13 protein-coding genes, 1 pseudogene and 1 riboswitch are annotated in these 13647 nt (G+C 72.5%); of the genes and pseudogenes, 4 read left to right on the plus strand and 10 right to left on the minus strand.

Annotation, left to right across the window (positions count from 1 at the left end; translation table 11 throughout):
• Positions 1-51 precede the first annotated feature (51 nt).
• Both ACZ466_RS19915 and ACZ466_RS19920 read right to left on the minus strand, forming a co-directional pair.
• Positions 52-1740, minus strand: a complete 1689-nt coding sequence (locus tag ACZ466_RS19915) for an AMP-binding protein (protein WP_378282919.1) — start codon at positions 1738-1740, stop codon at positions 52-54.
• A 150-nt stretch (positions 1741-1890) separates the two neighbouring features.
• Positions 1891-2526, minus strand: a complete 636-nt coding sequence (locus ACZ466_RS19920; protein WP_378282920.1) for a TetR/AcrR family transcriptional regulator — start codon at positions 2524-2526, stop codon at positions 1891-1893.
• Positions 2527-2601: 75 nt separating this feature from the next.
• Here ACZ466_RS19920 and ACZ466_RS19925 point away from each other — a divergent pair, with 75 nt between their 5' ends.
• Entirely contained in the window at positions 2602-3981 is a 1380-nt protein-coding gene (locus ACZ466_RS19925) for an MFS transporter (RefSeq protein WP_378282921.1), read from the plus strand.
• Here the strand turns inward: ACZ466_RS19925 and ACZ466_RS19930 are convergent.
• The 4 genes from ACZ466_RS19930 to ACZ466_RS19945 form a co-directional block, all read right to left on the minus strand.
• Complete coding sequence (locus tag ACZ466_RS19930) at positions 3963-4730, minus strand: group II truncated hemoglobin (protein ID WP_378282922.1); 768 nt, start codon at positions 4728-4730, stop codon at positions 3963-3965. The two genes, ACZ466_RS19925 and ACZ466_RS19930, sit on opposite strands and share 19 nt — an antisense overlap.
• A 112-nt stretch (positions 4731-4842) precedes the next feature.
• A complete protein-coding gene (locus ACZ466_RS19935) occupies positions 4843-5430 on the minus strand; it encodes a copper resistance CopC family protein (protein WP_378282923.1) in 588 nt (195 codons plus the stop codon).
• Positions 5427-6155, minus strand: coding sequence for a YcnI family copper-binding membrane protein (locus tag ACZ466_RS19940; protein ID WP_378282924.1), 729 nt, complete (start codon positions 6153-6155; stop codon positions 5427-5429). Before ACZ466_RS19940 ends, ACZ466_RS19935 begins: the two co-directional genes overlap by 4 nt.
• A 108-nt stretch (positions 6156-6263) precedes the next feature.
• Complete coding sequence (locus ACZ466_RS19945) at positions 6264-6881, minus strand: MFS transporter (protein WP_378282925.1); 618 nt, start codon at positions 6879-6881, stop codon at positions 6264-6266.
• A gap of 106 nt (positions 6882-6987) precedes the next feature.
• Positions 6988-7256: riboswitch (cobalamin riboswitch) on the plus strand.
• A 107-nt stretch (positions 7257-7363) separates the two neighbouring features.
• On the opposite strand from ACZ466_RS19945, the gene ACZ466_RS19950 reads away from it, so the two are divergent.
• Positions 7364-9745, plus strand: a complete 2382-nt coding sequence (locus ACZ466_RS19950) for a ribonucleoside-diphosphate reductase subunit alpha (RefSeq protein WP_378282926.1) — start codon at positions 7364-7366, stop codon at positions 9743-9745.
• Positions 9742-10740 carry a ribonucleotide-diphosphate reductase subunit beta gene (locus ACZ466_RS19955; protein WP_378282927.1) on the plus strand — a complete coding sequence of 333 codons (999 nt, stop codon included), beginning with the start codon at positions 9742-9744 and terminating at the stop codon, positions 10738-10740. The genes ACZ466_RS19950 and ACZ466_RS19955 overlap by 4 nt, the downstream gene beginning before the upstream one ends.
• 39 nt (positions 10741-10779) lie before the next feature.
• On the opposite strand, the gene ACZ466_RS19960 is transcribed toward ACZ466_RS19955, so the two are convergent.
• The 4 genes from ACZ466_RS19960 to ACZ466_RS19975 all read right to left on the minus strand — a co-directional run bounded on the left by ACZ466_RS19960 (position 10780) and on the right by ACZ466_RS19975 (position 12919).
• Entirely contained in the window at positions 10780-11331 is a 552-nt protein-coding gene (locus ACZ466_RS19960) for a DUF4240 domain-containing protein (RefSeq protein ID WP_378282928.1), read from the minus strand.
• Complete coding sequence (locus ACZ466_RS19965) at positions 11331-11702, minus strand: PH domain-containing protein (RefSeq protein ID WP_378282929.1); 372 nt, start codon at positions 11700-11702, stop codon at positions 11331-11333. The genes ACZ466_RS19960 and ACZ466_RS19965 overlap by 1 nt, the downstream gene beginning before the upstream one ends.
• 69 nt (positions 11703-11771) lie before the next feature.
• A complete protein-coding gene (locus ACZ466_RS19970) occupies positions 11772-12341 on the minus strand; it encodes a dihydrofolate reductase family protein (protein WP_378282930.1) in 570 nt (189 codons plus the stop codon).
• Positions 12342-12349: 8 nt separating this feature from the next.
• Entirely contained in the window at positions 12350-12919 is a 570-nt protein-coding gene (locus ACZ466_RS19975) for a dihydrofolate reductase family protein (protein WP_378282931.1), read from the minus strand.
• Positions 12920-13020: 101 nt separating this feature from the next.
• Between ACZ466_RS19975 and ACZ466_RS19980 the strand changes: the two are divergent.
• Positions 13021-13591: pseudogene (locus tag ACZ466_RS19980) on the plus strand (TetR/AcrR family transcriptional regulator).
• Positions 13592-13647: the final 56 nt, after the last annotated feature.

Below are 13647 nucleotides of genomic sequence, written 5' to 3' on the forward strand. Positions count from 1 at the left end.
GACCCCCCACACCCCCCGGAAAGGCAGCCGCGCCGCCCTCGCTTCGCTCGGTCATCGCAGGTCCTCCTCCCGGAACTCGCCTTCCGGGCGGGTGGTGGGGTCGGGATGCTTGTCCACCTCGCTCGCGCGCAGCTCCACCCGCCGGATCTTGCCGGAGATCGTCTTGGGCAGGGTGCCGAACTCCAGCAGCCGGATCCGCTTGAACGCCGACAGCTGCGCCCGGCTGTGCTCGAAGATCGCCGCCGCGGTCTCGGCCGTGGGCTCCCAGCCGGCGGCCAGGGTGACGTACGCCTTGGGCACCGCGAGCCGCACCGGGTCCGGCGACGGGACGACCGCGGCCTCGGCCACGGCCTCGTGCTCGATCAGCACGCTCTCCAGCTCGAACGGGGAGATCTTGTAGTCGGACGCCTTGAAGACGTCGTCGGCGCGGCCCACGTAGGTGATGTAGCCGTCGGCGTCCAGCGAGCCGATGTCGCCGGTGTGGTAGCGGCCCCCGGCCATCGCCTCGGCGGTGCGCTCCTCGTCGCCGTGGTAGCCGGTCATCAGCCCGAGCGGGCGGTGGTCGTCGTTGAGGTCGACGCAGATCTCGCCCTCCTCGGCGGGCTCCCCGGACACCGGGTCCACCAGCGTGATCCGGTAGCCGGGCACGGGACGTCCCATCGAGCCGGGCTTGACCCGCTGGCCCGGCGAGTTGGCGATCTGCACGGTCGTCTCGGTCTGCCCGAAGCCGTCCCGGATCGTCACGCCCCACGCGTCGCGGACCCGTTCGATGACCTCCGGGTTCAGCGGCTCCCCGGCCGCGACGACCTCGCGGGGCGGGGTGGCCAGCCGGGTCAGGTCGGCCTGGATCAGCATCCGCCACACGGTGGGCGGGGCGCAGAAGCTGGTGACGCCGCAGCGTTCCAGCTCGTTCAGCAGGCGGTCGGCGTCGAAGCGGGTGTAGTTGAAGATGAAGACGCACGCCTCGGCGTTCCAGGGGGCGAAGACGTTGCTCCAGGCGTGCTTGGCCCAGCCGGCCGACGAGATGTTGAGGTGGACGTCCCCCGGGCGCAGCCCGATCCAGTACATCGTCGACAGGTGGCCCACGGGGTAGCTCGCGTGCGTGTGCTCCACCAGTTTGGGACGGGCCGTGGTGCCCGAGGTGAAGTACAGCAGGAGCGTGTCGCTGGAGAAGGTGATCCCGTACGGGGTGAAGGCGGTGTCGGCGTCGTACGCCTCGTCGTAGCGCAGCCACCCCTCGACCTCCGGGCCGACCGCGATGCGCGTGTAGTCGCCGGGGATGTCGGCGAACTTGTGGGCGGCGTCGGATCCGGCCACGACGTGGCGGGCCCGTCCCCTGGTCAGCCGGTCGCGCAGGTCCGCGGTCCCGAGGAGCGGGGTGGTCGGGATCAGGACGGCGCCCAGCTTCATGGCGGCCAGGATCGTCTCCCACAGCTCGACCTGGTTGCCGAGCATGAGGATGACGCGGTCGCCGCGGCGCACCCCGGCGGCGCGCAGCCGGTTGGCGACCTGGCTGGAGCGCCGGGAGACGTCGGCGAAGGTGTAGCGGGCCTCCGACCCGTCCTCCTCCACGATCCACAGCGCGGGCCGGTCGTTGTCCTCGGCGATCTTGTCGAACCAGTCGAGCGCCCAGTTGAACCCGGTCAGCACCGGCCAGCGGAACTTCTCGTACGCCGTCGCGTAGTCGTCGCGATGGGCGAGCAAGAAGTCGCGGGCCGCACGAAACTCCACTGCCGCCATGTGACTCCTCCTCGTAGCCGGACAGCCACCCCGTCAGAAGGATCGTTGGTCAAGCTCCGACCCGGCACCACCCCCGAAGGGGGGTAGTCGCGGGGTGCCTGCGAGCCCGCCTCGCTCCTGATGCGCTCTTCCTTACCCCTGGGCGCCGTTTTATGAGTCCGGCGCGGGGGGCGAGACGAAGGTGGAGCGGAGGAGGCGGGCCATGTGGTCGCCGACCTGTGCGGGGGTCCAGCCGCGTTCGACGAGGAGGGTCTCGCTGACGCCGTTGGAGATGAGGGCGAGGAGCATGTCGGCGGCGGTGTCGACCGTCCAGCCGGGGGCGAGCACCCCCTCGTCGTGGAGGCGGCGGACGAGGGCGCGGTTGGTCTCGTACCGCCAGTACATCGCGGTCTCCCAGTGCCGGGCGGCGTCGGGGTCGGTGGGGGCGACGCGCTCGACGGCGCGGGCGACGGCGAGGATGCGGGGCATGTACGCGGCGTGCCGCCGCGCGAACTCCTCCAGCGCGGTGACGGCGTCGGGCGCGTCGCCGACCGGGGCGAACCGGCCCTGGATGTCCTCGGCCTCGTTGACGTGGTCGAACAGCGCGCTGATCAGGTCGGCGCGGGACGCGAAGTGCAGGTAGACGGCGCGGCGGGTGACCCCGGCGCGCTCGGCGACGGCGGCCATGGTGGCGGCGGTGACGCCCTCGGTCTCGACGATCTCCCGGGCGGCGGCCAGCAGCGCGGCGCGGGAGCGGCGGCCGCGCGCGTTCCGGGGCTCCTCGATCGGCTTGACCATGCCGGACATGCTTCCAGACTGCCCCTGCCCGTTGAAGCAAGTGCACATGCTGTGTAGTTTTTAAGTGCACATGGTGTGTAGTTGATGAGGGGGCTCGGCATGGACGACGGGCGGCGGCCGCGCAATCGCTGGTGGCTGGTGGCGGGGACGGCGCTGGTCGTCTTCATGGCGACGCTCGACACCAGCGTCGTCGCGGTCGCGCTTCCGGCCATGGAACGCGACTTCGGCGTGCGCACCGCCGCGACCGAATGGGTCGTCCTGGGCTACCTGCTGCCCCTGGTCGCCCTCACCCTCCCGGCCGGGCGGTGGCTGGACGGGGCGGGCGCGCGCTCGGCGCTCGTCCTCGCCGTCGCCGGATTCACCGCGAGCAGCCTGGCGGCCGGGGCGGCGCCCGCCCTCGCCGTGCTGGTCGCGGCGCGGATCGCGCAGGGCGCGTGCGCCGGGGTGCTCTTCGCCCTCATCCCGATGATCTCGACCCGGGCGGTCCGGCCGGAGTACGCCGGACGGGCATCGGCGCTGGTCATGACGCTCGGACCGCTGGGCGCGGTCAGCGGACCGGCGGCGGGCGGGCTGATCGCCGGCACCTGGGGCTGGCCGTGGATCTTCTACCTGAACGCCCCGATCGGCCTGCTGGTCATCGCGATCGCGCTGGTCCAGATGCCGCCGGACGCGACGCCGCCGCGCCGTCCGGACCGCTCGTTCGCGGGCGAGACCGCGCTGCTGGGCGCCGCGACCGGCGCGCTGCTGCTCGGCCTGTCGCTCGGCGCGAGCCACGGGCCGGGGTGGCTCGGCCTGGCCGGGCTGGCGGTGCCGCCCGCGCTGGCGTGGTGGCGGAGCGCCGCGAGCGCGCCGTTCCGGGACCTGACGCGCGCCCCGGGCCTGCCGGGACCGGTGGCGCTGGTGCTGCTGAACGCGCTCGCGATCTCCATGGTGGAGTTCCTCGCGCCGTTCTACCTCCAGCGGGTGCTGGGCCTGCCGGCGGCGGCGGCCGGGGCGGCGATCCTGGCGTTCCCCGCCGGGATGGTGCTCGCGGGCCCGGTCGGCGGCCTGCTCGGGGACCGCTGGGGCGCCGCCCGGACGACGCTGCTCGGCCTGGTCGTCACCACGCTGGGCACGCTGCTGCTCGTCCCGCTGGACGGCGGCTGGCGCCCGGCCGACCTGAGCTGGCGGCTGGCCGTGGCCGGGATCGGCACCGGGCTGTTCGCCGGGCCCAACTTCGCGATGATCATGTCGCGGGCGCCGGGCGCGCTGGCGGGGACGGCGGGCGCGGCGCAGAGCCTGGCCCGCCAGCTCGGCTTCGCGGTCGGGCCCGCGCTGGCCACCGCCTCGTGGGCGCTGTCGGGGTACGCGCTGCCGGGCATGCGCTGGGGCATGGCCGTCGCCGCATGCGCCGGAACGGCCGGGATCATCGTGCTCTGGCGGACGCGGCTCGACTCCAGCGACGCTCAGCTCTGGGGGATGTAGGGCGGCGCGACGCCCCAGCCCCAGCGCGGCACCGGGGCCTGCATGGGCGGCGTCGCGCCCGGCTGGGAGTTGGCCAGGGCGATCCGCGTGCCCCACTCGATGTAGCCGGAGAACGCGGCACGGAACTCGGGGTCGCCGGGCAGGCCGACCTCGTCGGCGGCGTCCATCAGCAGGCTCACCCAGCGGCGGCGCTGCGGCTCGCCGATGCCCTTGCCGAGATGCTGGACGACCATGTGGTGGTAGCCGCCGCGCTCGCCGCTGTAGCGGGCGGGGCCGCCGAAGACCTCGGCCAGCCACATCGCCACGTACTCGGGGTGGCCCGGGTCCATGCCCGCGAAGAGCGGGCCGATGAGGTCGTCCTTGAGCACCCGCGCGTAGAACACGTCGGTGAGCCGCGCGAACGCCTCGGCTCCGCCCGCCCACTCGTACAGGCTCGGTACGGAGGCGCCGGTGCCGCGCACGGCGGTGCGCTCGTAGTGGCGCATCTCCTCGATCCGCTGCACGTACGGGCGGATCTCGGCGAAGAAGGACTGGAAGTGCTCCCCGCCCCGGAAGCCCTGCAGATGGTCGTCCGCCGAGGTCCAGGCGATCCGCAGGACGTACCACTCGGGTTCGTCCACGCAGCGGGAGAGTTCGTAGTCGACGCACTGCGGGGCGGCCGACAGCGGCTCGGCGGCGCGCGCGTACGCGGCCTCGAAGTCCGCGGCGTCGGCCTGGTCGATGCGGTAGCGGATGTACTCGACGATCATCGCGATCCCCATCTCGCTCGGCTCGGGTGATCACGGTATTGGAGCCGTCGTCGCCGCCGCGATCGGTTGGCCGGAGCCGGAACCGCGCGGTGCCGCGCGGTTCCGGCTTGCCTCAGTCCTGGCTCGGGCGGCGGGCCCAGGCCACGCCACCGACCACCAGGACCACCAGCAGTCCCCCCACGCCGATCCACACCCATCCGGACGAGGAGCCGCCCGACTCCTCCTGCCCGGCGGCGTTGCTCGGGGACGGCGAGGACGCGGCGGGCGTCGCGGGGGCGCCCGCGTTCCCGGCCGGGGCCTGCCCTTGCCCCTGGCCCTCGGCGGCCGTCGAGCCCTTCACGGTGAACTTGAGCGTGCCCGTGACCGGGTGCCCGTCGGCGGACACCACCCGCCAGCCGACCGTGTACGTGCCGTTGGGCAGCGTGCCGTTCACCGGCTGGGTGACCGTGTCGCCGACCGCCTTCGCGGGCCCGTTCTCGTGCCGGGAGCCGCCCGGACCGGTCAGCACGACCCGGGGCAGCCGGATCGTCTCGGTGTAGGTCAGCGTGATCTCACCGGGCGGCGCGATCTCCGCGCCCGACTTCGGGTCGGACGACTTCAGGGCGGTGTGCGCGGACGCGGGCGCCGCGCCCAGCGTCAGCGTCGCCGCCGCGAGCGCGCCCGCCAGCCCGGTGCGGAGCAGAGTGGGACGGATGGTCATGCGTGCCTCCTTGCACGGGTGAGTCCGAAGGCGCCGACGCCGAGGCCCGCGATCCCGACCGCGAGGCCCAGGCCGCCGAGGAGGCGGGCGGTGCCGTCGGCGGAGTCGTCGCCGGCCAGGACGGCGCGCGCGGGCTGGGCGGTGATCAGCGCGGCGCCGGCCGGGCCGGCCGGGGCGCCCTTCGGGGTGAGCTTGAGTTCCGGCGCGGGGTGCTCCGGTTCGTTCTGGCCGCTGCCGGGATCCTGGTCCCACTTCACGACCTCGTCGCTGGAGTAGGTCTGCTCGGCCTTGAACAGCACCCGCTCCGCGTTGGACGGCAGCGGCCCCATCGAGACGTCGAACTCCTCGAACCGCCCGGCGCCGATCTTCCCGCCGGACCAGGTGATCCGGGAGACGGCCTCGGTCAGCTCGCCGCCCTCGATCTTGACGGGGGCCGCGAGCTTCGCCTTCTCGACCTTGACCGTCCAGCCGGGCACCTGGCGCACCGACACGTGCTCGATCGGGTGGCCGGCGGGCATGTCGATCACCAGCTTGACGGTCTCGGCGTCGTCGCGCTCGTTCGGCACCCGGAAGGACACCTTGGCGAACGAGCCCTGCTCGGCGGTGCGGGGGTTGGCGGTGACGTGCGCGGCGGCGCCGGTGGCCAGGCCGGTCACCGACACGGCGGTCAGGGCCGCGACCGCCGCGGATCTGCGGACGGCACGGGAATGGGCGCGCATGGGCATGGGAAGTCTCCGATCGGGCGTTCGAGACGTACGGGAAAGCCGGGCGCGCCGAGAGGCGGCGTGCCCGGTGGCGTACGGCGCTCGTCCGCCGGCCGTCCCTACCCGGGGTCAGCCGTGCGCGAGCGCCCTCGAACGCCGGGGCGGGCCCCGCCGTACGACCTGGTGCCGGAGAACGCCACCGGCGGAGGCGGCCGGGACGACCGCCCTCACCACCGGGGTACGGGGCGCGGGCGCCGCCGGTTCGGCGCCGAGCAGCGCCAGCAGGACCCGCAACGGCCGCCCGGCCAGCACCATGACGCGCCGGGCCAGCGTCCAGGCGGCCCGTTCGCCGCGCCGCAGCCACCAGGCCGAGACGACGGCCGCGACCACGTGCGCGAGGGTCATCGCCAAGCTCGACTCGTGCCCGGGGAGGGACGCGACCGCGTGGTGCCGTTCCACCGCCGCCGGATCGGCGGGCAGGGGCGGGGCGGTGGCCGCCGCGTACAGGCTGTGCAGCGCGAACTGGCCGCCCAGAAGCCCGCCCAGGATCGTGGCCAGCGAGCGCTCGTGGCCCGCCAGCGCCAGTGTCACCGCCAGCACCCCGCCGAATCCGGCCGCGATCGCCCAGAGCGGGACCGCGGCGGTGGAGGTCAGGGTGTGTCCCAGGGTCGCCAGCGTGACGCAGACGGCGGCGAAGGCGACCGCCCGCGAGGTCCGGAAGAGCGGATGCGGCGGGTGCGGGGACATGGCCCGCCCATCGTCCCACTCCCGGTGCGCGATCTCTATACCTCCCCCCGGGTAGCGCCCAACACGCCCAACATATGGGGTTGTCGCAAGATCGATCGACTAGATGTAGGGTCTTGCCCGTGCTGGTTCGCCCGGCGCCGCCGAGCGGCGCGGGCGTCGTAAGAGGGAACCCGGTGCGGGGCGCCGCACGCCATCGGCGCCGCCAATTCCGGGACTGCCCCGCAGCGGTGAGCGGGAACGACCGCCGTCATCGGCACTGGCGCGCCCACCCCCAGGTGGCGCGCCGGGAAGCGACGGCCACTAGGTCACGGACTCCGGACGACCGGAGGCGTGGTGCCCGCGAGTCCGAAGACCTGCCCGCACCGATGTTCGTCCAGGCCTCGCGGGAGGGCCGGTGGACGGGCACGGCGCGCCGCCGTGCTCCCGTTCGCGTGCGCGCCCCCCGGCGAGGCGAGCAGCTCGCGAGGGAGAGAGCAGAACACGTGACACAGCACGTCATCGCACCGCCCGCCCGTCCCCTGAACGACGACCGCGCCCGGTGGGCCGCGGAGGTGGAGCGGGCCTGCGCGGGCCTGCCCGGGGCCGACCCGGAACGGGTCCTGGCGGCCGTACGCGGCGACGCCGGGCACCGCGACCAGGCGATCGCCGAGGCCGCCGCCCTGGTCGCCGCCGAACCCGCCTACTCCAAGGTCGCCGCCCGCCTGCTCGGCCTGAAGATCGCCGACGAGGCCGCGGCGGAAGGGGTGCGGACCTTCTCCGAGTCGATCGCGGCCACGCACGCCCAGGGCCTGCTGGCCGACGCGTCCGCCGCGTTCGTCGCCGCCCGCGCCGCCGAGCTGGACGCGCTGATCGACGAGTCCGCCGACGACCGCTTCGAGTACTTCGGGCTCCGCACCCTCTACGACCGCTACCTGCTGCGGCACCCGAGCACCCGCCGCGTCCTGGAACGACCCCAGCACTTCCTGCTCCGCGTCGCCTGCGGCCTCGCATGCGACGAAGTCGCTCCGGGGGGCGTGGGGGGTCGTCCCCCCTCGGGCGAGCACGTCGATGGCACCGCCGAGGCCGCCGAACTGTACGGGCTGCTCAGCACCCTGTCGTACCTGCCCAGCTCCCCCACCCTGTTCAACTCCGCCGCCGCCCGCCCCCAGCTGTCGTCGTGCTTCCTGCTCGACTCGCCCCGCGACGAGCTGGAGTCGATCTACGAGCGGTACGGGCAGGTCGCGCGGCTCAGCAAGTACGCGGGCGGCATCGGCGTCTCCTGGACGCGGATCCGCTCCCGCGGGTCGCTGATCCGCGGCACCAACGGGCACTCCAACGGGATCGTCCCGTGGCTGCGCACCCTCGACGCCTCCGTCGCCGCCGTCAACCAGGGCGGCCGCCGCAAGGGCGCCGCCTGCGTCTACCTGGAGCCCTGGCACGCCGACGTCGAGGAGTTCCTGGAGCTGCGCGACAACACCGGCGAGGACGCCCGCCGCACCCACAACCTCAACCTCGCCAACTGGATCCCCGACGAGTTCATGCGCCGGGTCGAGGCCGACGGGACCTGGTCGCTGTTCGACCCCAAGGAGGTGCCCGAGCTCACCGACCTGTGGGGCGAGGACTTCGACGCCGCGTACCGGCGCGCCGAGGAGGAGGGCCGGTACGTGCGGCGGGTCCCCGCGCGCCGCCTCTACGGGCGCATGATGCGGACGCTCGCCGAGACCGGCAACGGCTGGATGACCTTCAAGGACGCCGCCAACCGGGCCTGCAACCAGACCGCCGAGCCGGACCGCGTCGTCCACCTGTCCAACCTGTGCACCGAGATCCTGGAGGTGACCGGCGGCGACGAGACCGCCGTGTGCAACCTCGGCTCGGTCAACCTCGCCGCGCACCTCGTGCGGGGGCGTGGGGGTCGCCCCCCACACGGCAGCAGCCCGGACGGGGTGGACTGGGAGCGGCTGCGGTCCACCGTCCGCACCGCCGTCCGCTTCCTGGACCGCACGATCGACCGCGGCTTCTACCCGACCCCGGAGGCCGCGGACGCCAACCGGCGGTGGCGGCCGGTCGGGCTGGGCGTGATGGGGCTGGCGGACGTGTTCTTCACGCTGCGGCTGCCGTTCGACTCGGCCGAGGCGCTGGAGCTGTCCACCCGGATCGCCGAGGAGATCGCGCTGGCGGCCTACGGGGCGTCCGCCGACCTGGCGGCCGAGAACGGGCCGCTGCCCGCGTACGCGAGCACCCGCACCGCGCGCGGCACGCTCCACCCGGACCACTTCCCGGACGCGTCGCCGTCCCGCGCCGCCGAGTGGGACGCGCTGCGGGCCCGGGTCGCCGAGGTCGGGCTGCGCAACTCGCTGCTGATCGCGATCGCGCCGACCGCCACGATCGCGTCCATCGCGGGCTGCTACGAGTGCATCGAGCCGCAGGTGTCCAACCTGTTCAAGCGCGAGACGCTGTCGGGCGAGTTCCTCCAGATCAACGGCTACCTGGTGAAGGACCTCAAACAGCTGGGCCTGTGGACGCCCGCCGTCCGGGACGCCATCAAGCGCTCCAACGGGTCGGTCCAGGGGATCGTCGACCTTCCCGAGGAACTCCGCACCCTCTACAGGACCGCCTGGGAACTCCCCCAGAAGTCCCTCATCGACCTTGCCGCGGCCCGCACGCCCTACATCGACCAGAGCCAGTCGCTGAACCTCTTCATGGAGACGCCCACCATAGGCAAGCTCTCCTCGATGTACGCCTACGCATGGCGCAGCGGCCTGAAAACGACCTACTACCTGCGTTCGCGCCCCGCGACCCGCATCACCCAGACAACGGTCACCGCCCCCGAGGAAGCAGTCATGTGCTCCCTGGAGAACCCCGAGACCTGCGAGGCGTGCCAGTGACGCTCCTGGACCCGGGCATGGACCTCACCCTCCGGCCCATGCGCTACCCCGACTTCTACGAGCGCTACCGCGCCGCCATCCGCAACACCTGGACGGTAGAGGAGGTCGACCTCGCCTCGGACCTCCCCGACCTGACCAAGCTCACCCCCGAGGAAGTCCACCTGGTCAACCGGCTGGTCGCCTTCTTCGCCACCGGCGACTCAATCGTGGCCAACAACCTCGTCCTGAACCTCTACAAACACCTGAACGCCCCCGAGGCCAGGCTGTACCTGTCACGGCAGCTGTTCGAGGAGGCGGTGCACGTCCAGTTCTACCTGACCCTGCTGGACACCTACCTTCCCGACGCCGACGAGCGCGCGCGGGCGTTCGCGGCCATCGAGCACATCCCGTCCATCAAGGCCAAGGCGGAGTTCTGCTTCCGCTGGATCGACTCCATTGGAGCCCTCGCCGAGCTGCGAACACCCGCCGACCGCCGCTCCTTCCTCCTCAACCTCATCTGCTTCGCCGCGTGCATCGAGGGCCTGTTCTTCTACGGAGCGTTCGCCTACGTCTACTGGCTCCGCTCCCGCGGCCTCCTCAACGGCCTCGCCTCCGGGACCAACTGGGTCTTCCGCGACGAAAGCCAGCACATGGAGTTCGCCTTCTCCGTCGTCGACACCGTCCGCGCCGAAGAACCCGCCCTGTTCGACGCCGAGCTGACCGCGCAGGTCACCCGCATGCTGGAGGAGGCGGTCGAGGCGGAACTGGAGTTCGCCCGCGACCTGTGCGGGGACGGCCTGCCCGGGATGAGCGCCGGCGACATGCGCGGCTACCTGGAGTACGTGGCCGACCAGCGCCTCACCCGGCTGGGCCTGCCCGTCCGGTACGGCTCGTCCAACCCGTTCGCGTTCATGGAACTCCAGGACGTCCAGGAACTGTCCAACTTCTTCGAACGCCGCGTCTCCGCCTACCAAAGAGGCGTGGAAGGCACCGTCACCTTCGACGAAGCCTTCTGACGCCCCGGGCGGGGGCGCGTGCGTGCTCCCGCCCGGGGCTCAGCCCAGGAGAGCGGTGAGCCGCGGAAGGCGGGCCCGTCGTTCGGTGGGGTCGTCGTAGTCCCAGCGGGGGTCCTCGGGGGCGGCGTCACAGACGCGGCCGAGGCCGCGGGCCTCCAGGGCCTCGTCCAGGTCGTCGCCGGTGGCGCGCTCGTAGGCGTGCAGCGCGACGTAGTTGAGCGACTCCCACTGGGGCCACTCGTCGTCGGACCACTCCTTCATCGGACGGCCGGCCAGGCGGCGGACCTCAGGGAGTCCGGCGAGCGCGTCAGGGTCGGCGGCGACGCGCTCGAACGCGTCCCGGCCCAGGCCGACCAGCCAGGGCTGGAAGTACCAGAAGCCGTCGTCGGAACACCAGCCCTCCATGATGTTCCAGGCGGCGCCCCACATCAGGCGGGTGTCGACCCGCCTGCGCTGGGCGGTCAGGTGGACCTCGAACTCGATGATCTCCGCGGCCGGGAGCCGTGCCAGCCGGGCGGTCAGCCACCCGGTGCGATCCGCCGCGGCCGCGGAGCCGTCCAGCAGCGTCCAGAACTCGTCCGGCGTCATCATCAGAGCGAGATGTGATGCATGATCACGTTGTGCACGTGGTGGGTCTTCTCCTCGCCGCGGAACTCGACCTCGTAGAGCTGGGTGCCCACGTGGATCGCGATCGCGCCGGAGGAGAAGAACGACCCCGCGAACGACTTGTTGCTGACCACGCTGACCGAGCTGATCCGCGAGTACGGGACGCTGGTGATCGCGATCCTCTTGCCGACGAACGACTTGTCCTGGATGATCACGCGGCGGTCGGTGAGGCCGATGAAGCCCGTCCCGGCGCCGACGGCGTCGTAGACCGCGATGATCTGCTCCCCCGGGAGCAGCCCGCTCTCGATCTGCTTGAGCTGCCCCGACCTGTCGTGCGGAATCCCGCCGCGCCCCATTCCGGCCTCCCCGTGAGTCGTGCCGCCCTTTCCCCTAGGACGAGCCGGGCCCGCGTCCCGTTCCAGGGCCTAGTTCTTGGCGTACCGCATGACGACCACCCCCGACTCGAACGGGCGGGTCTCGGTGAGGGCGAAGCGGTGCGCCTCGAACGGCCCGTCGAACAGGCGGATCCCGTCGCCGATCACGATCGGGTTCCGCTTGATGATCATCTCGTCGATCTCCCCGGCCAGCTGGGCGGCGAGGTCACCGCCGCCGCACAGCCAGATGTCCGCGCCCTCCTGCCGCTTGAGCCCCCGGACGAACTCCGCCGCATCGGCCGAGACGATCTCCACCTCGGAATCGGTGCCGGCCAGGCTCCGCGAGAAGACGTACTGCTTCAGGTGGGCGTACGGGCTGGTGATGCCCTCCTTGAAGGCGGGGTCGTAGGTGCCCCGCCCCATCACGACCGTGTCGAAGCGGCGGTTGGGCAGGTCGGCGACCCCGGCCTGCTCCCGGAACGCCGTCGGGACGGTCTCAGGCAGCTCGGGGGTGAGCACCCGCATGACGTCCGGCTCGATCGGGAAGAAGTCGAACTCACCGCCGGGCCCGGCGATGAAGCCGTCGATCGTGACGGCGACGTAGTAGACGAGCTTGCGCATGCGGTTCCTCACTGCTTGGCGTAGGTGTTGACGGCGGCGCCGCCGGCGACCGTGCGGTGGTCGGCCAACCTGAACCGGCCGGAGGCGAAGGGCGCGGTGAACAGCGGGATACCCGAGCCCATGACGAACGGGTAGACCTTCACCACCAGCTCGTCGATCTCGTCCAGCAGCGTCCCGGCCAGGGCGGCGCCGCCGGCGAGCCAGACGCCGGCGCCCTCCTCGCACTTGAGCGCGCGGACCGCGGCCGCCGGATCGTCCCGGATCAGCTCCAGGGCGGGGTCAGGGGAGCTTTTCATCGTGCTGGAGACCACGTACTGCCTGAGGTGGCCGTACGGGCTGGTGACGCCCTCCCGCACACCGGGCTCGTAGGTGGCGCGGCCCATCACGACCGTGTCGAACCGGCCGTTCGGCCGTGCGCCGACCGTTTCGTGCAGGTGGGTGGGGATGGTGTCCGGATACTCCTGGACGAGGAGGTCGAGCATCCCGTCCGGCAGCGGGAAGAAGTCCGAGATCGAGCCGCCGGGTCCGGCGATGAACCCGTCGATCGACGCGCCGACGAAGTAGGTGAGCCCGCGCATGCGACCCGCCCCCTTTCCAAGCCATCTGTAGTACTCTGCTTGAAGTGGTTTGAACGTAGTACTACAGCCAGAGTGGTGTCAACCCGGAGGAGTGACCCCCCATGCGCCAGAACCCGGCCCGCCGCGCCGCGCTGATCGACGCCGCCATCGAGGTCCTCGCCGACCAGGGCGCCCGCGGCCTGACCTTCCGCGCCGTCGACACCCGGGCCGCCGTCCCCCCCCGGCACCGCCTCGAACTACTTCGCCAACCGCGACGACCTGCTCACCCAGGCCGGCGGGCGCGTCTACGAGCGGCTCACGCCCGACCCGTCCGCCATCACCGACCTCATGCACGGCCCCCGCGACCGCGCCATGGTCGGCCGGCTCATGCACGAACTCGTCGGCCGCATCACCGAGTTCCGCTCCGGCTACCTCGCCCTGCTGGAACTGCGCCTGGAGGCCACCCGCCGCCCCGAGCTGCGCGCGGTCCTCACCGAGCAGATCAAGGCCGACCTCAAGGCCAACATCGACTTCCACCACGAGTCCGGCATGCCCGGCGACACCACCACGGTCGTCCTGCTCTACCTGGCCCTCAACTGGCTGATCGTCGAGCGCCTCACCCTCCCGGACGTCTTCCCCGAGGACGAGATCGCCGACCTGATCACCGCCACGGTCGAACGCATCGTCCCCTGAAACCGGCCCCGGCGGGCTTGACCTTGACGCAGGCGTCAACCTCCTACCGTCCCGCC

This window comes from Actinomadura rugatobispora (assembly GCF_055379765.1).